This is a genomic window from Thermus islandicus DSM 21543 (genome assembly GCF_000421625.1).
GTDB classification, from domain to species: domain Bacteria; phylum Deinococcota; class Deinococci; order Deinococcales; family Thermaceae; genus Thermus; species Thermus islandicus.
On sequence record NZ_ATXJ01000006.1, the window covers coordinates 64,520 to 85,756 of the forward strand.

14 protein-coding genes are annotated in these 21,237 nt (G+C 70.6%); 1 reads left to right on the plus strand and 13 read right to left on the minus strand.

Annotated elements, in window-relative coordinates; genetic code table 11:
- Positions 1 to 46: 46 nt before the first annotated feature.
- Positions 47 to 1,345, plus strand: a complete 1,299-nt coding sequence (locus tag H531_RS0107530; RefSeq protein WP_022798747.1) for an acetyl ornithine aminotransferase family protein — start codon at positions 47 to 49, stop codon at positions 1,343 to 1,345.
- A 62-nt stretch (positions 1,346 to 1,407) separates the two neighbouring features.
- On the opposite strand, the gene H531_RS0107535 is transcribed toward H531_RS0107530, so the two are convergent.
- The 13 genes from H531_RS0107535 to H531_RS0107595 form a co-directional block, all read right to left on the minus strand.
- A complete protein-coding gene (locus H531_RS0107535; RefSeq protein ID WP_022798748.1) occupies positions 1,408 to 2,547 on the minus strand; it encodes a BMP family ABC transporter substrate-binding protein in 1,140 nt (379 codons plus the stop codon).
- 5 nt (positions 2,548 to 2,552) lie between these two features.
- Complete coding sequence (locus tag H531_RS0107540) at positions 2,553 to 3,386, minus strand: ABC transporter permease subunit (protein WP_022798749.1); 834 nt, start codon at positions 3,384 to 3,386, stop codon at positions 2,553 to 2,555.
- Entirely contained in the window at positions 3,386 to 4,435 is a 1,050-nt protein-coding gene (locus H531_RS0107545; RefSeq protein ID WP_022798750.1) for an ABC transporter permease, read from the minus strand. The genes H531_RS0107540 and H531_RS0107545 overlap by 1 nt, the downstream gene beginning before the upstream one ends.
- Positions 4,432 to 5,901, minus strand: coding sequence for an ABC transporter ATP-binding protein (locus H531_RS0107550; RefSeq protein ID WP_022798751.1), 1,470 nt, complete (start codon positions 5,899 to 5,901; stop codon positions 4,432 to 4,434). The genes H531_RS0107545 and H531_RS0107550 overlap by 4 nt, the downstream gene beginning before the upstream one ends.
- A gap of 48 nt (positions 5,902 to 5,949) precedes the next feature.
- Positions 5,950 to 6,783 (minus strand): CoA transferase, encoded by an 834-nt coding sequence (locus H531_RS0107555; RefSeq protein ID WP_028490725.1) that lies wholly within the window; start codon positions 6,781 to 6,783, stop codon positions 5,950 to 5,952.
- Entirely contained in the window at positions 6,755 to 7,486 is a 732-nt protein-coding gene (locus tag H531_RS0107560; protein ID WP_022798753.1) for an SDR family NAD(P)-dependent oxidoreductase, read from the minus strand. The genes H531_RS0107555 and H531_RS0107560 overlap by 29 nt, the downstream gene beginning before the upstream one ends.
- Positions 7,483 to 8,640, minus strand: a complete 1,158-nt coding sequence (locus tag H531_RS0107565; RefSeq protein WP_022798754.1) for a thiolase family protein — start codon at positions 8,638 to 8,640, stop codon at positions 7,483 to 7,485. The genes H531_RS0107560 and H531_RS0107565 overlap by 4 nt, the downstream gene beginning before the upstream one ends.
- Before the next feature lie 52 nt (positions 8,641 to 8,692).
- Complete coding sequence (locus tag H531_RS0107570) at positions 8,693 to 9,307, minus strand: ComF family protein (RefSeq protein ID WP_022798755.1); 615 nt, start codon at positions 9,305 to 9,307, stop codon at positions 8,693 to 8,695.
- Positions 9,288 to 10,280, minus strand: coding sequence for an S-methyl-5-thioribose-1-phosphate isomerase (gene mtnA, locus H531_RS0107575; RefSeq protein WP_022798756.1), 993 nt, complete (start codon positions 10,278 to 10,280; stop codon positions 9,288 to 9,290). The genes H531_RS0107570 and mtnA overlap by 20 nt, the downstream gene beginning before the upstream one ends.
- 10 nt (positions 10,281 to 10,290) lie before the next feature.
- Positions 10,291 to 11,352: a PQQ-dependent sugar dehydrogenase gene (locus tag H531_RS0107580; protein ID WP_022798757.1), complete on the minus strand. Its 1,062-nt coding sequence runs from the start codon at positions 11,350 to 11,352 to the stop codon at positions 10,291 to 10,293.
- Between the two features lie 84 nt (positions 11,353 to 11,436).
- Positions 11,437 to 12,009 carry a hypothetical protein gene (locus tag H531_RS0107585; protein ID WP_051130691.1) on the minus strand — a complete coding sequence of 191 codons (573 nt, stop codon included), beginning with the start codon at positions 12,007 to 12,009 and terminating at the stop codon, positions 11,437 to 11,439.
- Between the two features lie 120 nt (positions 12,010 to 12,129).
- Positions 12,130 to 13,161: an L-threonine 3-dehydrogenase gene (gene tdh, locus H531_RS0107590; RefSeq protein ID WP_022798759.1), complete on the minus strand. Its 1,032-nt coding sequence runs from the start codon at positions 13,159 to 13,161 to the stop codon at positions 12,130 to 12,132.
- Positions 13,162 to 13,173: 12 nt separating this feature from the next.
- The gene (locus H531_RS0107595; protein WP_022798760.1) at positions 13,174 to 21,186 is read right to left on the minus strand and encodes a translocation/assembly module TamB domain-containing protein; all 8,013 of its coding nucleotides are present in this window, start codon (positions 21,184 to 21,186) and stop codon (positions 13,174 to 13,176) included.
- Positions 21,187 to 21,237 lie beyond the last annotated feature (51 nt).

Below are 21,237 nucleotides of genomic sequence, written 5' to 3' on the forward strand. Positions count from 1 at the left end.
AACTTGGCCTGGGAAAGCCTTCCCGGCCCTGGTAGACTGGCCCCGTATGAAACCCCTGGTGAGAACGCCCCTACCGGGGCCCAAGGCCAAGGCCCTCTTGGAACGGGGGGAAGGGGTCCTCTCCCCTTCCTACGTCCGGCCCTACCCCTTCGTCCCGGCTCGAGGGCAGGGCGTCTTCCTGGAGGATGTGGACGGGAACGTCTTCCTGGACTTCATGGCGGGGATTGCGGTGAACACCACGGGCTACGCCCATCCCAGGGTGTTGGAGGCCGTCCGGGCCCAGGCGGAGCGCTTCGCCCACGTCTGCTTCTCCGACTTCACCCACGAGCCCACCCTTTCCCTGGCGGAGCGCCTGGTGGCCAGGCTCGGGGGAGGGTACAGGGTCTTCTTCGGAAACTCGGGGACCGAGGCCATAGAGGCCGCCATCAAGCTCGTCCGCCACCACACGGGCAGGCCTTACCTCCTCGCCTTCACCGGGGCCTTCCACGGAAGAAGCCTCGGCGCCCTCTCCCTCACCGCCAGCAAGAGCGCCTACCGCAAAGGGTTCGGGCCCCTTCTCCCCGGGGTGATCCATGTGCCCTTTCCCAACCCCTTCCGCCCCCCCCTCGGGGCCTCCTCGGAAAACGTGGGAGAGGTGGTCTTGGAACACCTGGAGCACCTCTTCCGCACCGCGGTCCCTCCGGAGGAGGTGGCCGCCTTCTTTGTGGAACCCATCCAGGGCGAAGGGGGGTACGTGGTCCCCCCGGCAGGCTTCCTCCCCAGGCTCAAGGCCCTTTTGGAGCGCCACGGCATCCTCCTGGTGGCGGACGAGGTGCAGACGGGAGCAGGCCGCACGGGGCGCTTCCTGGCCCTGGAACACGAGGGGGTAGAGGCGGACGTCTACGTCCTGGCCAAGGGGCTGGCCTCGGGGTATCCCCTAAGCGCCCTCCTCTTCCGGGAAGAGCTCGGCAGCTGGCGGCCCGCCTCCCACGGCACCACCTTCGGCGGGCAAGCGGTGGCGGCGGCAGCGGCCCACGCCACCCTGGACCTTCTGGAGGAAGGGCTCATGGAAAACGCCGCCCGGGTGGGCGGCTACCTCCTCGAGGAGCTCAAGGCCATGCAAACCCGCTTCCCCTTCCTCGGGGACGTGCGGGGCAGGGGGCTCATGATCGGGCTGGACTTCGGGACCCCAAGAGAGGAGCGTCCGGACCTAAGGGACAAGGCCCAAAGGCTGGCCTTTGAGAAGGGCCTCCTGACCCTGGCTGCGGGGCCCTCCGCCCTGCGCTTGGCCCCGCCCCTCCTCCTCTCCCGGGAGGAGGCGGCCATGGGGCTGGAGATCCTGGAGGAAGTCTTCCGGAGCCTGTAACCTTGCCCCCTCCCGGGGGCGGCCGGGGCCCCCACGCTGGCCCAAGCCAGCGTGGGGTGGGATTACCTGGGCTCCCCCGGCCAGTCCCCCACCACGCCAGGAGCGGCCCATTCCAGGGTGAGGAGTTCCTGCAGCGTGGCCTTCCTGCCCGCGGGGATGCGTACCACGCCCTTGCGGTCCCGGATAGGGCCGGTGAAGGGATCAAAGCTGGGGTTCGGGCCGGACATGTCCTTCAGGAGGGCCAGGATCCGGTCGTAGACCGCCACCTGCCTGCCGCCCACGCTCATCCGGGCTTTCTGCAAGAGGGGCACGTGCTTGGGGTTGATGGGGACCCCGTAGTCCGCCCCCATCTCCACCGCCCCCTGTTTTAGGAGCCAGAAGTAGTCCACGTTCTCCAGGTTCTTGGCGGTGTAAACCCCTTCCTTCACCTTCTTCAGGAAGTCCGTGTAGATGACCTCCCAGTGGACGATCTGCCCGGAGACCACGTGGTCGGGGGCAAACTTAAGCATGGGGGTGTAGTGGCCAAAGGCATAGGCCCCCTTCCTGGCCGCGGTCTGGATCACTGTGGGGCTGTCCTCGGTGAAGGCGAAGACGTCCGCCCCTTGGGCGAGGAGGGCCTCCGTGGCCTCCCGGGCCTTGGCCGGGTCGTACCAGGCGTTGATCCAGCGCACCAGAACCTGGGCCTTAGGGTTCACCGCCCGCACCCCCAGGGCAAAGGCGTTGATGTGCCGCTTCACCTCGGGGATCGGGTAGGCGGCCACGTACCCCACCTTGCCCGTCCGGGAAAGCGCCCCAGCGGCGAGGCCGTTCAGGTAGTAGACCTGGTAGAAGTCGGCCATGTAGGTGGCCACGTTGGGAGCCCGCCTCACCCCGGTGGCGTGGGCAAAGAGGACATCGGGGTACTTCTTGGCGGCCTCGAGGACCGCCTCCCCATACCCGAAGCTGGTGGCAAAGATCACCTTGCACCCTTCCCGCACGAAGCGCTCTATGACGGGCAGGGCCTGGGCCTCGGGCACGCTCTCCACGTACCGGGTCTCCAGCCAAGGCAATGCCGCCTCCGCCTTCTTCCGCCCCAGGTCGTGGGCGTAGGTCCAGCCCGCATCCCCCACCGGGCCCACGTAGATGAAGCAGGCCTTGAGCTTCTCCCCCTGGGCCAGGGCCAGGCCCAGGGCCGCCAACAAGAAGGGTACCCACCTCCGCATACGGCTCACCTCCCCCGCTCAAAGGGCTGGCCCAGGGCCTTAGGGGCCCGGGCGCGGCCCGAGAGGGCCAGGACCAGGATAACCAAAAGGTAGGGCATGGCGGCGAAGGCCTCGGAGGGAATGGGCAGGCTGCCCTGGAGGCGGAACTGCAGGAAAAAGAGGAGGCCGAAGAGGTAGGCGCCCAGAACCGCCCTCAGGGGCTCCCACGCGGCCAGGATCACCAAGGCCACAGCCACCCAGCCGAGGCCCGCCGTCATGCCATCCGTCCAGGACGGGCGGTAGGCCAGGGAGAGGTAGGCCCCGGCGAGGCCGATTAGCCCGCCCCCTAGGGCCAGCGCCCCGTACCGCACCCCGTCCACGCTCACGCCGAAGAGGTCGGCCGCCCTGGGGTTTTCCCCCACGCTCCGGAGGTGGAGCCCGAACCGGGTGCGGTAAAGGAGGTGGTGAAGGCCCAGGGCCAGGAGGAGGGCCAGCAGGGCAAGCCCCCCCTCGGGAAGGGGGTGCTCCAGGGGCACCCCTTCGTAGCGCTTGCCGAGAAGCCCCGAAGCCCCAAGCCCCAGGGCCGCCACGGCAAGCCCGGCCACGAACTGGTTGGCCCTCAGAGTTACGGCGAAGAAGCCCAGGAAGACGCCGCCTAAGACCCCCACCCCCACCCCCGCCAGGAGGCCCAAGGGGGGGGAGGCCCAGAGGGCCACCGCGAAGGCGGCCAGGGCCGCCAGGGCCATGATCCCCTCCACCCCGAGGTTCACCACCCCGCTCCGCTCCCCGAGGAGGGCCCCCAGGGAGGCGAGGAGGAGGGGGGTTCCGAAAAGCACCGCTCGCAACAGCGCCTCTTCCATCAGCGCCTCCAGAGGATCCGATGCCGGCTTACCGCCTCGGCCCCGATGAGAGCGAGGAGCAAAAGCCCGCTGGCCACGTCCACCACCCTGAAGGGCATGGAGAGGGCGAGCTTCAGAGCGTCCGCCCCCGCCAGGATTAGGCCCAAAAGGGGGGCGGTGAGGAGGACCCCGAGGGGCCTTCCCCGGGCGAGCCAGGCCGCCAGGATGGCGGTGAAGCCGTAGCCCAAGGAGATCTGGGCCGGCTCCAGAAGCCTCAGGTGGATCCCCGCCACCTCCCCTACCCCGGCGAGGCCGGAAAGCAGGCCCGAGGTCAGGGCGGCGAGGAGGAGGAGCCTACCCTCTTTGAGCCCTAGGTATCGGGCCGCCTGTGGGTTCTCCCCCAGGACCCGCCAGGCGAAGCCCAGGGGGGTACGGGAGAGGAGAAGCTGGAGGAGGAAGGCCGCCGCCACCCCGAAAAGCAGGGTAGGCCAGGGGACCAGGGTCTCCCCCAGGTGGGGAAGCTGGGCCTCCGGGGGAAACCGGTCGGTGTAGAGGAAACCCAGGGCCATCTGCCCCTTCCATGGGCCCGCCACCAGGTAGACCACCAGGGAGGAGGCCAGGTAGTTCTGCATGAGGGTGGTGAGGATCTCGCTGGCCCCGAAGCGCACCTTGAGCCAGGCGGCAAGGCCCGCCCACAAGGCCCCAAGCCCCCCCCCGAAGAGAAACATGAGGACCGGCGTCCAGGGGCCCGGCGGCAGGAAGAGGGCCGCATAGGTGGCCCCCACCGCCCCCAGGAGGAGCTGCCCCTCGGCCCCGATGTTGAAGAAGCCCACCCGAAAGCCCAGGGCGAGCCCTGCCCCGATGAGGAGGAGAGGGACGGCGCGCCGGGCCACCTCCGCCAGCCCCAAGGGGTCGGTGAGGGGGGAAAGGAGGAGGCCGTAGGCGCGAAGGGGAGCAACCCCATAGGCCAGAAAGAGGACCCCTAGGGCGAGGAGGGCCAGGAGGAGGAAGAGGGCGTAGGCCAGAAGGACCTTCCTGGGGGTGGGGTTCGGGTCCAGCTCCAACCTCACGCCCGCCCCTCCGCCATCATCCGGCCCAGGCGCTCCCGGTTCGCCGCTTCCCGGGAAATGGGCCCCACCAGCCGGCCGCGGTGGAGGGCCGCCACCCGGTGAGCGAGGGCCAGGATCTCGTCCAGATCCTCGCTTATGAGGAGAATGGCGGCCCCCTCCCGCGCCAGGTCCAGAAGCCGGGCATGAACCTCCTCCGCCGCCCCCGCGTCCACCCCGTAGGTGGGGTGCATGGCCAGGACGAGCTTGGGACCCTCCTTGAGCTCCCGGGCCAGGATCACCTTCTGCACGTTACCGCCGGAGAGGGCCCGCACCGGGGTGCGGGGCGTGGGGGCTTGGATGCGGTAGCGGGCGATGAGGGCCTCCGCGTCCCGCTCCATGGCTCTATAGTCCAGAAGTCCGCGCCGGGCGTAGCGGGGGTAGGTGCGCAGGGCGAGGTTCTCCGCCACGCTCATCCCCCCCACCACCCCCATGGCCCGCTCCTCGGGCACGTGGGCCACCCCCAGGGCATAGAGGCGGGCGGGGTCTTCGGGCAAGGGCCTACCCAGGAAGCGGACCCGCCCGCGGTACGGCCTGAGGCCGGCCAGGGCCTCCAGAAGCTCCCGCTGGCCGCTTCCCGCCACCCCGGCGATGCCCAGGACCTCCCCGGCCCTCAGGGCGAAGGAGACCCCCTGGACGGGAAAGCCGTGCCGAGGGACCATGAGGTCCTCCACCTCCAGGACCACCGCCTCCCCGGGCGGGGCGGCCCTGGGGAGGGGGGCCGGGCTCCGCCCCACCATGAGGCGGATCAAGGCGTCCTTGTCCGCCTCCTCGCGCCGCAGCTCCCCCACCTTTTCCCCCGCCCTGAGGACGACCACGCGGTCGGCGATGGCCAGGACCTCGTCCAGCTTGTGGCTGATAAAGAGGACCGCCAGGCCCGAGGACCTCAACCTCCGGATCTCTTGGAAAAGGCCTTCCACCTCCTTGGGGGTGAGGACGCTGGTAGGCTCGTCCAGGACGAGCACTTTGGGGCGGGCAAGGAGGGCCCTGAGGAGCTCTACCCGCTGCTTCTCCCCTGCGGAGAGACGGTGCACGGGCGCCTCGAGGTCCACCCCCAGGGGGTGCCCCGCCAGAAGCCCTTTTAGCCTCGCCACCAGGGCCCTGCGGGAGAAGACGGGGGGCAGGTCCAGGCCCAGGGCCAGGTTCTCCGCCACGGTGTGGGCCTCAATGAGCTCGGGGTGCTGGGGCACGAGGGCGATGCCGAGCCTCTGGGCGGCCCTGGGGGAGGGGATGCGCACCTCCTTGCCCTCGAGGAAAATCCGCCCCTCGTCCGGGGCGTAGAGGCCGTAGAGGAGGCTCACCAGGGTGGTCTTCCCCGCGCCGTTCTCCCCTAGAAGGGCCACCACTTCGCCCCCCCGCACCTCGAGGCTGATCCCCCGGTTGGCCACCACGGGGCCGAAGCGCTTGGTGACGTTCTCCAGCCGCAACATGGAAAGGCCCGTGCGGGCCCGGAGTGAGGATACCATAGCCAAGCCGGGCTACCCGCGCACCGCCCGCAAGGGAACCCCCTCCTCTCGGGCCCAGGCCTCCCAAAGGAGGGCGGGGCGCTCCAGGAAGCGGGCACAGAGCCTGGCGTAGGCGGGGTTGTCCGGGGAGGCCGGGCTGAAGGCCGCCTCTAGGAGCTCGGGAAGCCCCGCCTTCTGGCAGAAGCGGGCCCAAAGGTGCGGCTCGAGGGCCGCGAGGGCCACCTCCCCCTCCTTCGCCCGGTAGACCCCGTAGCAGAGGACGGAACCGTCCAGGAAAGGAAGAGGGGGGTAGGCGATCCCCCTCACCGCCTCGGAGAGGGCCACCTCGTAGACCCCACCCCCTAGAAGAAGCCCCTTCAGGGCCAAGAGGGCCGCCTGGAATGCCCCGGCGAGATCGGCGAACTGAAAAGCTTTCCAGGGAAATCGGCCTAGAAGCCCCGCTTCGGCGAGATAGGTAAGGTCATGCCCAGGATCCGGAACCTCGGGGTAGCCTCGGAGGCGCACATAGACCAGGCGAGGGTTGACCTTCAGGAGCGCTTCTGGCCCTACCCCCAACCGTTCCATCACCCCAGGGCGGTTGGCCTCCAGAAGAAGGGCGCTTTCCTCTACCAGGGCCAGCAAAGCCTCCCGGCCCTCCGCCCTCTTGAGGTCCAGCACCCGCACCTCTTTGCCCCCGTTGAGGAAACGGTAGGCCCCGGGGGCCAGGGTCGCCAGGGGATCCCCCCCGGGGGGCTCCACCTTGAGCACCGGGAAACCCAAGTCCAAAAGGAACTTCCCCGCCAGGGGCCCGGGAAGGAGGCGGGTCAGGTCCAGCACCCTACCGGGGGGCCATGCGGAGGGCGCCATCTAGCCTTATGACCTCCCCGTTCAGCATGGGGTTCTCCACGATGTGGAGGACGAGGGCAGCGTACTCCTCAGGGTGGCCAAGCCGCCGAGGAAAGGGAACCTGCTCCGCCAGGGAAGCCTTCGCCTTCTCGGGCAGGCCTTGTAGGAGAGGGGTATCAAAGAGCCCGGGAGCGAGGGTGACCACCCGGATCCCCCACTCCGCCAGCTCCCGGGCCGCAGGCAGGGTCAGCCCCACCACGCCCCCCTTGCTGGCCGAGTAGGCCGCCTGTCCCACCTGGCCCTCAAAGGCGGCCACGCTGGCGGTATTCACGATAACCCCCCGCTGGCCCTCGGCATCGGGCGGGCTCTCCCGCATAGCCCAGGCCGCCAAGCGGAGGGCGTTAAAGGTGCCCACCAGGTTGACCTCCACCACCCTCCGGAACGAGTCCAGGTCGTGGGGGCCCTCCCGGCCCAGGATTTTGCGGGCAAGGCCCACTCCGGCAGCGTTCACCAGGACGAACAGGGGGGCCTGGGCCACCGCTTCCCGCACCGCCCGCTCCACATCCTCCGGCCGGGTCACATCCCCCTCCACATACCCTAGGCCAGGGTCCTCCCCCCGCCTTAGGTCCAGGACCGTCACCCGGTACCCCCTGGCCGCCAACGCCAGGGCCGTAGCCCGCCCTAATCCCGAAGCCCCACCCGTTACCAAGGCGCTCCGCGTCATGCCAGCCTCTGGAGGATCGTGGCCGTAGCCTGGCCGTGGCCGATGCACATCACCTGCAAACCGAACTCCCCCCCGGTGCGCTCCAGCTCGTAGAGGAGCTTGGTCATGAGGATAGCCCCCGTGGCCCCCAGGGGGTGGCCGTGGGCGATGGCCCCACCATTGGGGTTCACCCGCTCAGGATCGGGGCCAAGCTCCCGCAAGAAGGCGAGGACAACGCTGGCAAAAGCCTCGTTGACCTCTATCACATCCAGGTCCCGCACGGAAAGGCGGGCCCTTTCCAGGGCCTTTCTGGCAGCGGGGACCACCTCCAAAAGCTGGAGCGTGGGGTCTCCCGCCACCACCACCCGGGCCAGGAAGCGGGCCCTGGGGCGAAGGCCCAAGGCCAAGGCCTTCTCCCTCTCCCCTAGGAGCAAGGCAGAGGCCCCATCGGAGATCTGGCTGGAGTTCCCTGCGGTCACCACCCCGTCTTCCCGAAAGACGGGCTTGAGGGCCAGCATCTTCTCGTAGTCGGCATCCGGGCGGACCCCCTCGTCCCGGTCCAGGAGGAAGGGCCTGCCCTCCCCGTCCAAACCCTCCAGAAAGACCATCTGGCTGCGGAACCGGCCTTCAGCCGTGGCCCTCGCCGCCCGCTTGTGGGAAAGGTAGCCCCACTCGTCCAGCTCCTCCCGGCAAAACCCGTATCGCTCGGCGATGCGTTCGGCGCTTTCCCCCTGGTGGACGAGCTCGTATTTTTGGAAAAGCTCAGGGTTCAAGGTGTGGAAGCTTCCGCCGATGTCTGAGAACATGGGCACCCGGGTCATGCTCTCCACCCCGCCGGCGATGGCGAAGTCCAGGTCGCCCGCGGCGATGGCCTGGGCGGCGAAGTGGACCGCCTGCTGGCTGGAGCCGCACATGCGGTTCAGGGTGACCGCGGGCACCTCCCGGGGAAGCCGGGAAAGGAGCACGGCAAGCCGCCCCAGGTTGGCCCCCTGCTCCCCCACCTGGGTCACGCACCCCGTGACCACGTCCCCGATCGCCTTAGGGTCTATCCCCGATCGGTCCAGGAGGGCATCCAGCACCCGGGCATAAAGGGCATCCGGACGCCAGGCTCGCAAGGCCCCGTTCCGCTTACCGATGGGCGTGCGCACCGCCTCGAGGATCACCGGCTCTCCCATCTCTGTGCCCTCCCCTCCAGGCTACCGGGGGTGGCCGAGGTCCGCAAGGACCCTAAGGGTAGGGGCCCAAGGCCCCGGGGTTCCTCACCGCCACAAAGGCCCCGTAGACCCGGCTTGCCCCCGCCCGGAGAAGAGCCTCCTTGGCCCTAAGGAAGGTGGCTCCGCTGGTAAGTACGTCGTCCAAAAGAAGCCAGGGGCCCTCCACCCTAAGGGCGGGGGCGAAGAGGTCCCCGGGGAGCTTGTGGCGGGCCCGTCCCCTGGAGGGCTGGCTTGGGGCGTAGCGCACCCGGCGAAGGGCTCTCCGGTAGGGAAGGCCCAGGAGGCGGGCCACCTCCTGGGCAAGAAGCTCGGGCGGGTTGTACCCCCGGAGGAGAAGCCGGGAAAGAAGGGTGGGCACCGCCGTAACCCCATGGAGGGCCCAACCCGCCTCCCGCACCCCTTCCGCCAGCGGACCGGCCAAAAGGGGAGCCAGGCCGAAGCGCCTGCCGTACTTGAGGGCCCGCACCAGGCCCCCCACCCGGCCATAAAGCCCTAGGTAGACCATCTCCCCATGCCTCTCCGCCCGAAGCCCCTGGCGGCAGGAGGCGCAAAGGAGGGGCTGGTCCAGCCTCCCCCCGCACCCGGGGCAGGCATGGCCCAGAAGCCCCTCAAGCCAGCCCCAAGGCATCCCTTAAGGCCTCGTCAAAGGGAGGGTAGAGAACCCCCTTCTCCGTGACGATGCCGGTGAGGTAGCGGTGGGGGGTCAGGTCAAAGGCCGGATGGTAGGCGGGAAAGCCTTGAGGGGCGAGGCGCACGCCCCTTAGCTCCAGGACCTCCTCGGGAGGCCTCTCCTCTATAGGGATGCCCTCCCCGCTTGGGAGCTTGGGATCCACAGAGGAAAGGGGAAGGGCGGCGTAGAAGGGGATGCCGTGGTGGTGGGCCAGGACCGCCAGGGCGTAGGTGCCGATCTTGTTGGCGAAGTCGCCGTTTAAGGCCATGCGGTCCGCTCCCACGATGACCGCGTCCACCTTTCCCCGGGCCATGAGGAAGCCCGCCATGTTGTCGGCGATGAGGGTGGCGGGAACCCCCGCCTTCATCAGCTCAAAGGCGGTGAGGCGGGCCCCTTGGAGGTAGGGCCGGGTCTCGTCCACCCAAACGTGGGTCACCCGCCCCTGGCGGAACCCCTCCACGATGGCCCCCAAAGCGGTCCCGTAGCCCCCGGTGGCCAGAGGCCCGGTGTTGCAGTGGGTGAGGACCTGGCCCCTCACCACCTTGGCTCCGTAGTGGCTTATCGCCTTCTCCGTCTCCTCCACCTCCCGCCACAGGGCAAAGGCCTCCCTTAGGCTGGCCACGGGATCACCCCAGTGGGGGCGCATCCTGTCTAAGGCGTGAAAGAGGTTGACCGCGGTGGGGCGGCTTTGGCGCAAGAGGTGGTCCGCCGCCTTTAGGTCCTCCCCGGCCAGGTGGGCGAGGACCAGGCCAAAGGCCGCCGCTACCCCGATGGCCGGAGCCCCCCTGACCACCATGGTGCGAATGGCCTCCGCCATCTCCTGAGCGGTGCGCACCGGAACCCAGACCTCCTCTAGGGGAAGCCGCCTTTGGTCCAGAAGCCAAAAAACTCCCTTCTCCTCGTCAAACCGGAAGGGCAGGACCCGCTCCACGGACCCAAGTCTACGCCAGGCGGAGCACCCTATCGTCCCCTGGGCGCACCTGGCCCCGACCGTCCCGGTTGGAGGTGGTGACATAAAGGGCCCCATCCGGCCCCACCTGGACCTCCCGCAGGCGGCCAAAGCCCGAAAGCATAGGCTCCGCCCTGACCACGCGCCACCGGCCCCTTTCCCCCTGAAGCCTAAGGCGTAGGAGGGCCTGTCCCCTGAGCCCGGCCACATAAAGCTCTCCCTTCCAGAAGGCCAGGTTACCGGGAGGAAAGCCTTCGGGCCAAACATAAAGCGGATCCACATAGCCCGGCTCCTCCCCCCGGCCCACCACCTGAGGCCAACCGTAGTTCCCTCCGGGGCGGATCAGGTTGATCTCATCGTAGCCGTAGCCTTGCTCTCCGCTAGGGCCGTGTTCGCTGGCAAAGAGCTCGCCCGTCTCGGGATGCCAGGCCAGCCCCTGGGGATTGCGATGGCCATAGCTCCAGATCTCGGGCCTGGTTCCGGGACGGCCCAAGAAGGGGTTGCCAGGCGCGGGCTCCCCCTCGGGGGTTAGGCGCAGGATCTTGCCCCCTAAGGAGGAAAGGTCCTGGGCCATGGCCCGCTCGTACCCCTCTCCCGTGGTCACATAGAGCATCCCATCGGGACCGAAGGCGATCCGGCCTCCCGAGTGCAGGCCGTGGGGCCGGGCGGGAATCCCGTCCAGGATAACGCGCTCCCACACCCCCCGCTCCCCCAGATGCCGGAGGCGCACCACCTGGTTCCTCAGGCCTCCCTCCTCCACGGTGCGGTAGGCGTAGACGTAGGGCGCCTCGGGAAAGCGGGGGTGGAGGGCAAGGCCCAAAAGCCCAGACTCCCCCCGGCGGTAGACGGGAAGCTCGGCGTAGGTGGAAAGCCTTCCCTCCCTAAAAAGCCGGATCCTCCCAGGCCTTTCCGAGATGAGCATCCCCCCACCGGGCAGAAAGGCCAGGGCCCAGGGGACCTCGAGGCCCCCCACCACCTCCTCGGCCCTTAGCCCCTGGCCCCGGGAAAGCCCTAGGCCCAAAAGCCCCACAAGAAGCCGCCTGCGGCTAAGCATGACCCCTCCTTGGCAAAAGCCTACCAAAGCCGGGCCCCACCCCATGGGGGCGGGGCCCGGTTCCTAAACCCTAAAGGGAAAAGGCTAGGGCCTCACCGTCCCCGAAAGCCTCAAGAGGAACCGTTCCGTCCTATAGCGCACCGTGGCCTCCTGGGCGCTGGTGGCGTTTCCGGAAATTCTGGCCCCCACGTAGAAGGTGCCGCTTTGGATGGCCTGTACCTGGGCGGCCGTGGCCTGGGCCTGCCCCTCCACGCACATCGCCCCCGAGGAGAGGGCCGAGACATCCTTGGTGCCCTCGGCCAGCTTGTTGGCCTCCTGGAAGAGCGTCCCCGCATCCCCGCCCAGATAAGCGGTATAAGCCACACTCCCCTGGAAGCTCGCCCCCGGAGTCTCCGAGGCGAAGCACACCTTATAGTCCAAGGTGACCCCGGTGAGGTTCACCCGGGAGTCGGGGGTGTAGCGGATCTCCACGGGGCCCACCGTCTTGGGGTTGGGGCTGATGCCCCCCTGTCCCACCGTGAAGGTGCCCGAGAGGTCCACAAAGTTCAAGACGTTGAGCTCATAGTTGAAAGGAGCGCTACAGGCGGCAACCCCCAAAAGGAGCCCTACCCAGAACCAGCCCCTAGCCAAAAGCCTGTACCCCTCGCCCTTACGCATCCTTGCCTCCCTTCCGAGACCCCTAGGGTCCTTACCTCCATCCTCCTCAGGGGGGCTTACAAAAACCTTAAACGGGGGAGGAGGCCTACACCCCCTCTCCCCTGACCCAGAAGGGTGGCCTCAGGCCTTGGGGTCCAGGATCACCTTCACCGCCTGGCCTTGGCGCAACAGGGCAAAGGCCTCCCGGTAACGGCTTAGGGGCAAGCGGTGGGTGATGAGGGGGCTTAGGTCCACCCGGCCCGAATAGACCAAGGCCGTGCCCTGCATCCAGGTTTGCCAAAGCCGCCTCCCGGCGATGCCGTAGGCGGTGATGCCCCGCATCACCAGCTCCCCGGCCAGGTCAAAGCGGATGGGATCGGAGGGAATGCCCAGAATCCTCGCCTCCCCCCCAGGGAGCAGGGCCCGGAGGCCCTGGTGGATGGCGCTTTCGTTGCCAGAAAACTCCAAAAGCACCTCCACCCCACTTCCGGTAACCCTCCGCACCACTTCCAGGAGGTCCTCCTCCAAGGGGTTCACCACCCGGTCGGCGTAGGGCCGAGCAAAGGCCAACCGGTAGGGGTTAGGGTCGGAAACCAGAATGGGCCCCGCCCCGCTCGCCCGGGCCACCATGGCCGCCATCAGACCGATGGGCCCCGCCCCCGTGATGAGCACGCTCTTGCCCGAGACGCCGCTTCCGGCGTAGACCGTGTGCACGGCATTGCCAAAGGGCTCGAGGATAGCCCCGATCTCAAAGGGAAACCCCTCGGGGTGCACCCAGGCGTTCTCAGCCGGAACCACCGCGTACTGGGCAAACCCCCCATCCCGGTCCACCCCCAGGATTTCCGTGCGTAGGCACACATGGTAATGGCCCGCACGGCAGGCGGGGCAGGTGTGGCAAACGAGGTGGCTTTCCACACTGACCCGGTCCCCCACCTGCGGGCGCTTCACCCCAGGCCCCACCTTCTCCACCACCCCACTAAACTCGTGGCCGAGGACCAAAGGGGGCCGGATCCGCCCCTCAGCCCACGCATCCCAGTTCCAGATGTGCAGGTCGGTGCCGCAGATGCTGGCCGCTTCCACCCGCACCCGGATCTCCCCGGGGCCCGGCTCGGGCACGGGTCGCTCCACCAGGGTCAGGCCCTCCTCCGGGGCCAGCTTGGCCAAGGCGCGCATACCGGGGTCATGCTACCACCGGTAGGCCGCACCCACACCAAAGCGCACCGCGTCGTTGGCCTCGAGGGTGAGGCGTAAGCCCAAGGCCTCGGTGACGTCGTAGCCCAAGGCGAGGGCGAAGCGGGAAAACCGGCCGTCCCCGGGCAGGAAGGTGGAGGAGAGGGCGAAGGTGAGGCCGTCCCTGCGGTACTGGGCGGAGAAGGTCTGGACCCCCCGCAGGTCCACCTGGTAGCCCAGGAAGAGCTCGGGGCTCAGGTACTTGCCGATGGAGAACTGGGTGTCCTCCAGGGCCCCGCCCTGGAAGGCGGGCACCTGGACCTGGAAACGGTCCAGGCCCAGGGCCCGGCCCACCTCCCGCTCCAGCTGGCCCAGGACCAGGTTCTCCAGGGCCGCTCCCAGGGCGGTCTGGGGCAGGGTCTCGGCCAGGCGGGCGGGGTCGGGGGTGCCCAGGGCCAGTAGGGCGTAGATCTCGGGCTCAGAGAGAGGGGGAGAGGCGGTGAGGTGGGGCGTTAGGCGCACCCTCACCCGCCCCCCCTCGCGCACGAAGGCCCCGCTGGCCTCCAGAAAGACCCGGTACCCCCGGGTCTCCCCCCGGGCCTTGAGGACGAACTCCGGCAGGAGGCCCCGGTCGGGGGCAAAGCGGAGAAGGCTCCCCTCCGGGTCCAGGGCAAAGAGGGTGTCCCAGAGGCGGAAATTCCCCCAGAGGGCCTGGACCGTCCCGGTGAGGAAGGGATCCTGGTAGCTCCCGCCCAGGTAGACCTCCCCCTTGAGCTCCCCCTGGGCCAGGCTTTCCTGGACCAAGACGCCCCTTTCGGCGTAGAGGCGGACCCCGTCAAAGACGAGGGGAAGGGGAGCCGGCTTCTCCGCCACCTTCAGGCCTTCCCCGGAAAGCGTCCGCGCCCCCGCCTCCGGGATGGCGAGGCGGGCCCTGAGGATTTCGGCGTTTCCCGTGAGGTGGTAGGTGCCCCGCTCCTCGTAGAGGAAGAAGCCCTTCACGTCCAAAAGCCCCTCCTCCAGGTAGTACTGGGGATAGGCAAGGGGAAGCCTGCCGTAGCCCGCAAGCCGGAGGGGAAAGAGGGTGCCCTGGGCCTCCAACCCCCCGAGGCGGAGCTCCAGGGTGGCGGCGGGGTAGCGGAAGGCGGCCTCGAGGGGTGTGTCCTCCTTGAGGCCGGGGAGGGAGAGGGTTCCCTTGGCGGTCACGCGGAAGGACTCGAGGCCACCCTCCAGGCCGAGCCTCGCCCGACCGGGGAAGGGGGCGGTGAGGGCCAGCTCCCCCTCGGCCCTGGCCCCGCCGTCCAGGGAAAGGAGGCCCCGGGGCAGGTACCCCGCCACCGGCCCCAGGCGGAAGCGGAAGTCCCCGAAGGCGATCTGGAACCCCCCTTTTTGAAGCCGCACCTCCAGGGTCCCCGAGCCCTCGGGCCGGTAGGCCTTGAGGGCGGGGATGACCCGGAGGACCGGGGTGAAGACCGTGTCCTTGAGGCTCAGGTAGAGGTCGCTCCCCTCGGGGCTCCAGTACCCCCGCCCCTCCCACAGGCCCCGGCCGGAAAGCCGGAGGTAGTCCACGTCCAGCCGCCCCCGCCGGTAGCGGAGGACGGCCTTCCCCTTCAGCTCGTCCCCGCCCCCCCGGAAGACGAGGTTCTCCCCCAAGAGAGCCCCCTCCCCCCGCCCCGGGTCGGCCAGGGGCAGGCGCAGGTGGACCTGGCCCGTCCAGTACGCCTCCCCCTCGAGGGGCCCCGCCACCGCCTGCAGGAGGAGGTGGAGGGGAAAGCCCCGGGGCGAGGCGGCAAGCTCCAGCCTCTCCCCCTCTAGGTCCACCCTAAAGCCGCTCTCCCCAAGCCGCCCCTCCCCCCGCACACGCCCGGGAGCGGCCTCCCCAAAGAAGGCGAGAGGGAGGACCGTCCCCGCCACCTCCACCCTTCCAAAGAGGCTCCCCTCGGCCCTGGGCCCCTTGAAGGCGAGCCTCCCCGAAACCCGCCCCTTCAGGTAGGGGGCGTACCGGGCGAGGAAGTCCTCCAATGCGGCCTCCTGCAGCGAAAGCTCGCCCTCCAAGGGGAAAAGCCGCCCCGCCACCTGGATCCGGCCCACCCCCCCTTCCAGGAGGCCCTCCACCCGGTAGGCGCCGAAGATCCGCCCCCGGAAGCGGCTGTCCAGGGGAGGAAGGGGCAGGTCCACCGCCAGGTCCCCCCCTCCGGGGTAGGCCAACCGCCCCGAAAGGTAGGGGCCCTCCGCCGCCAAAAACGCCTCCCCAAGCCGCCCCGTGAGGGTGAGGGCCTGGGGACCCGCCCGGTAGCCTAAGCGGTAGCCCCCCTGGAGGTCCACCTCCCCCTCCAGCCGGCCTTCTCCCGCCGCCCACCAGGGGGAGGCGGGGTGCGTCCCCCAAAAGGCCACCCGGCTCCCCTCCCCCTCCAGGACCAGGGGGAGGCCGAAGGGGCGGAGGGCGAGCCTCCCCTCCACCCTTCCCCCGGCGTAGCGGAGCGCCCCCTCCCCCTCCGGGCTGGTAAGGGAGAGGCTCCAGGCCCAAAGGTCCACCCTTCCCTCCAGGGGAAGCCCGAGGCCTGGGACCCGGTAGGCGAGGAAGAGCGCCCCCCCCTCCCCCTGGGCCTCCACCCCTCCCGGGACCAGGGGGGCAAGGAGGCGCGCCTCGCCCTCGGCCTTCCGCGCCGCCAGGTCCACCCGTAGCCCCCCCACCTCCAGCCGGGGCCAGCGGAGGCGCACCCCCTCCCCCAGGACCTCCCCCTGAAGCTCCGGCACCCCCCGCCCCGAGAGGGCCACCCACCCCTCCCGGAAGGCCACCCGTCCCGACCAGGCCTCCTTCCAGGCCACCTGTCCCTCCAGGTCCCCCGAAAACGCCAGGGAAAGCCCCGCCTCCCCCAAGCCCCCCACCGCCCTGGCCTCCCGCCCGAAGGCGGCCAGGACGAGGTCCAGGCCCACCCGGGAAAAGGGCCCCTCCGCCCGTCCGGAAAGCCGCAGGGGCCCGTAGCGGAACCCCTCGAGGGCCAGGGAAACCCCCTCCGGCCCCACCCCCCCCCTCACCCCCCCCCCACGGAGGCCCACCCGGAACCCCGGAAGCCCCTCTAGGGCCAAGGCCACCTCCCCGTAGCGGTACGTCCCCAAAAGCCAGGCCCCCGGGTAGACCCCCTCGGCCCGAAGCTCCCCCAGGCCCAAAGGGAGGGCCCCCGCGTACCGGTAGGCCAGGCGGAAGGGCTGGAGGTCCAGCCGCCCCCTAAGGGGCAGGCCCTCCCCCTCGAGGTCCAGGCCTAAGCCCCGCCCCAGGAGCCTCAGGGCCCCATAGGGGGTGGCAAGCCTCCCCTCGCCCCTCACCTCCGCCCCGTCGTAGCGGTAGCGCCCCTCCAGGGCCACCCCCCGGTAGGCGAGGCGCCCCGAGGCCTCCAGGGCAAGCCCCGAACAGGCCCCAAGGGGCTCGGGCAGGCAGAACCCCCCGGTCCACGCCCCCTCCCAGGGCCCTTCCCCGAAGAGCCGGAACCGCCCCGCCCCCAGGTCCACCTCGCCCCCCAGGGCCCCCTCGAGGAGAGGGTAGCGGAGGGCAAGGCGCCCCGAAAGCCCCTTCCCGTACCGGGCCTCCCCGAACAGGTGCGGACCCAAGAAGCGGACAAGGAGCCCCTCCCCGTACCCGGCCACGTTCACCGCCACCCGCTCCCCCAAGACCTCCCCCTCAAGCGCCGCCCGCAGGGATAGGGGCCAGGCCCGCCCCTTAAGCGCCCCCTCCTTCCCCTCCAGGGCCAGGGCGATGGGGGCCTCCAGGGGACCTTCTCCCTGGGCTTTTAGGCGCAGGGGCACCCCGAAGGGCGCGAGGTCCCGGTCCACCTTCAGGGAAAGCCCTCCCGCCTCCAAGGCCAGGTTCACCCCATCCGCCTCCGCCCGAAGGGAAAGCCCCTCCCAAGCCGACGCCCCGCCCCGAAAGCGGTAGGCGAAGCGGAAGGGAATCCCCTCTCCCGCGCCGGCAACCCTGCCCTCTCCCTCGGCCTCCAGGTGGGGAAGGAGGCCCTGGAAGCGGAAGGCGGCCTCGAGGCGGGCCTGGCCGAGGGCGCGGGCGAAGGAGCCCTCGCCCTCCAGGGCGAGGCCCCGGAGCCTAGCCTCCGCCCGAAGCCCCTCCCCCGACAGCCTAAGGAAGAGCGCCCCTGCCCCCTCCCCCTCCAGAAGGAGGCCCCGGCCCGAGGCCCAAAGCCTCCCCCGGTACCCCCCGGGGCCGTAGGCCAGGTCCGCCCGCACCCTCACGCCCCTAACCTCCCCCTCGCCCTGGAGGGCCAGGGCGAGGCCTTCCCCGTAGGCCGCCCGGAGGGCCAGGGGGGCCTCCCAGGAAAGCGCCGCCTTCAGCCCCTCCCCCGCAAGGCGGAAAGGCCCCTCCTGCTCCAGGTAGGCGAGGCTCCGCAGGTGCCCCTCAAGCTGGTAGCGGCTTCCCGCAAAGCGGAAGCGCCCCTCTCCCAAAGCGTAGGCCGAGGCGTGGCGCACCTCCCCCTCGCCCCGCAGGGCCTTTAGGTCCAGGAGGGCCTGGACCGAGGTGGTCCCCAAGCCCTCCTGCGCGTAGCGGCCCTCCAGGGCCACGGCCTCCCAGGGCCCTGCGAAGGCCAGGGCCGCCCCCCGGTAGGCGAACCGCCCCGAGGCCTCCCGCCCCCAGAGGAGCCGCCCCTCCCCGGAAAGCCCGAGGAGGCCCTTGAGCCCGCCTTCGCGCCAGTCCCAGGCAAGGCCTGCCTCCCTGCGGGGGAGGCGCACCTCCAGGGTGGTGCCGCGGTAGCGGGCCTCCAGGGGCTCCCCCGAGAGGAGGAGCCTAGCCTCCCCTTCCCCCTCCCCTGCGAGGTCCACCTGGCCCCGCGCAGCCCCGGAAAGGCCGAGGCCCAAGACCCGGGCCAGGGGGGCCACCTCCTCCAGGGCGAGGTGCAGCCTGGACTTCGCGAACTCCGCCTCCCCCCCGGCGTAGCGGACCTCCAGGAAGGGCCCCTCCCCATAGCCTCCCCGGAAGGCGAAGGGAAGCCCCCCGTAGACCCCCTCCCCCGCGCCCTCCAGGCGGAGCCCCTCCCCTCGGAACTGGCCCCAGACCTCCCCTTCCTTGCCCAGGAGGGCAAAGGGGAGGCGGAACTCCCCCTGGTACCGGGCCCCTTCCCCAAAGAGGGCCACCGGGCCTTCCAGGCGGTAGCGGACCCCTCTCTCCACCTCCACCGCCCCCCGGAAGGGGACGGGGTTGAGGAGGGGCGCCCGGGCCTCCCCCGCCACAAGGAAGCGTAGGGCGCCCCAGGGGCCACCCCCTTCCCCCTCCGCCTCCAGGGCCACCCCGCCCGCCCGGTAGTGCGCCAAAAGGCGGAGGGAAAGCCCCTTTAGGGAGGCCTCCCCCTTCCCCTCCAGGTAGGGGCCCGCCAGGAGAAGGCGCGCCCGGAGGAGCTCCTTGCCTTCCAGGACCGCCTGGCCGTAAGGGGTCTCCACCCAGAGCCTCCCCCCCTCGAGGCCCCAGCCGCCCCAAAGCCTTGCGGGAAGCCCGAAGGGGGCAAGGTCGTACCCCCGGGCGGAAAGGCGCAGGGCGAGCCCCTCCCCGTACCCCCCAAAGAGGAGGAGGCCCGGCGCCTGCCCCGTAAAGCGCAAGGCCTTTCCCTTCCCAGATAGCTCCATGAGGAGGCCCGCCCGGGGCAAGGCGGCCTCGCCCCGGTAGGCGAGGGCAAGGAGGTCCGCCCTCCCCCTCAGGGTCCAGGGGCCCAGGGCCGCGAGGCTCCCCTTCCCCTTGAGGGCCAGGGCCCGCCAGGCCCCCTCCCCCCGGAGCTCCCCCAGGGGGGTGGAAAGCCGCACCCGCCCTCCTTCCAGGTCCCCCTGGGCGGAAAGCCTCCCCTCCACCCCCCGGTAGCGGAAGGGGAGGTCCAGGAGGAAGGGGTAGCCCCCAAAGAGGCGCACCCGCCCCACCCCGGGAAGCTCTAGGGCCTCCCGGGTGAGCCGGAAGGCCAGGGGCGGGGCCGAGAACCCCTCGGGCCAGGGGGGAAGCAGCCTGCCCGAGAGGCCAAGTTCGGGGTAGACCTCCCCCTCCCCTTCTACGGGGCCTGTAAGCCGGAGGAAAAGCCGCCTTCCCTTCCCCCAAAGCCTCCCCTCGAGGCCCCAGGGACCTTTGAGGAGGGCAGTGCCGGAAAACCCCTCCCCGTAGGCCAGGTCCGCCGCCACCCGCAAGGGCCCGAGGGCGGCCTCCCCCTTAAGGCTTACCCCCTCCCGGTAGACCAAAGCGAGCCCCCCCGCCCGCAGGCGAAGCCCGGCCTCGGGGTCATAGGCCCCCGAGAGGGGGAGGGCGCCCAGGGGGGTGGAAAGCCGCCCCTCCAGGTCCGCCCCCAGGCCCCGAAGCCCGGCCCTTATCTCCAGGTACCGCCCGGAGAGGCGCAGGGCGCCCGAGAGCGCCCCTTCCCGGTAGACCGCCTCCCCAAAGAGGTGCATTTCTTCCAGGAGGCGCACGGGAAGCCCCTGGAGGCGGAGGGCGAAGACCCCCTTCCGGTAGCTCCCCCGTCCGTAGGGGCTTTCCAGGAGGAAGCCCCCCTCCCCCTGCCGCACCCGCAGGGGGAAGGCGGTGTAGGGGGAGGCGTAGCGGAGGTCCAGAAGGAGCCTCCCCCCCCGCACCCGCCCCTCCCCCTCCAGTTGGCCCACCCTCAGGGGGGTGGGCTCCAGCCGGAGGGCGAGGTCGGCCCAGGTGCCCGCCAGGCGGACCGGCCCCACCCTTCCTTCCACCCTTCCCCCCTCGCCCGTCACCTCCCCGGAGAGCTCCAGGGGGGGAAAGAGGGGAAGGCGGGCTCCTGGGCCTTCCACCGCCACGCGGTAGCGGCTCCCCTCCCCGAAGAAGCGCACCTCGGCCATGCCCTCCAAGGGCCTGGGCCAGGCGGCCCGCCCCGCGCCCTGGTAGCGGGACCCCTGCCCCAAGAGGGCGAGGGCGCTTCCCCGGTCGTCCCGGTAGCGGACCTGGTACCGCCCCCCCTCGAGGGCCACCCCCAGGGCGTAGGTACGGTCAAAGAGGGCTCCCTTTGCCTCCGCCTCCAGGCGGAAGACCCGGTCAAAGGAAAGCCTGCCCCGGTGGCGGAAGGGCTCGCCCAGGAGGCGCCCCTCCCCCTGGAAGGCCCCCGAAAGCCGCAAGGCCTCCCATCCCTCGCCCCAAAGAACCAGGCGCCCGTCCCCCTGCACGGGCAGGGTGAGGCCGAAGTGGCGGGCCAAGGCGGGAAGCCCGGGGCGGCCCTCCACCTGGAAGCGGTAGCGGGGGGCCTTCAGGTCCACCTGAACCCGGGCCTCCAGAGGCCCCTCGAGGCCCCGTCCCCGGAGGCGGGCCTCCACCCGCCCCCCCCCAAGGGCGATTTCCCCCTGGACCCCCGTGAGGGGGAAGCCCACCACCTCCACCGCCCCCCCTTCCAGCCGGGCCTGGCCCTCTAGGCCCGAAGGCCCCACGTGCAAGGCGCCCCGGAGGTGCCCGCCCTCAAGGCCCGGGTAGAAGAAGGCGAGCCCCCGCACCTCCCCCCTGAAGGCTACCTCCCAGGAGGCGAGGTCCCGGGAAAGGGCCCGGGCCTCCCCCAGGAAGCTTCCCCCGGGAAGGCGGGCAACAAAGCGGTAGGGGTTCTCCCCAAGGAGGGTGAGGCGGAGCGGGGGGAGGAAGAGGCGCTGCCCCCGGGGAAGGACCACCTCCACCTCCTCAAGCCGCAAGGAGCGGAAAACCACCCGCAGGGCGGGGGGAGGAGCCGGCTTCTCGGGGAGGAGGGCCTCCCAGGTGGGGCGGAGGGTGGCCTTCCGCAGGGTGAGGGAGAGGGGAAGCTCCCTCCTAAGGAGGCCCAGGAAGTCGTAGGTGAGGGCCACCTCCTCCGCATGGAGCGTTAGGCCTTCCCCCTTAAGGGCCACCCCCCGCAGGCGAAGGCCCAACAGAAGGTGGCCGGAAACCGCCCCCACCCGCCCCTCTAGGCCCAGGAGGGGCAGGGCCCGGTCCACCGCCTCCCGGAGGAGGGGGGGCCAGGCCAAAAGACCCAGGAGGAGGAGAAGCCCAAGGAGAACACCGCCTCCCCACCGCATCCCCCTAAGCATAGGCAAGGGAGATGAAAACCGCGTGGCAAGGGGGCTAAA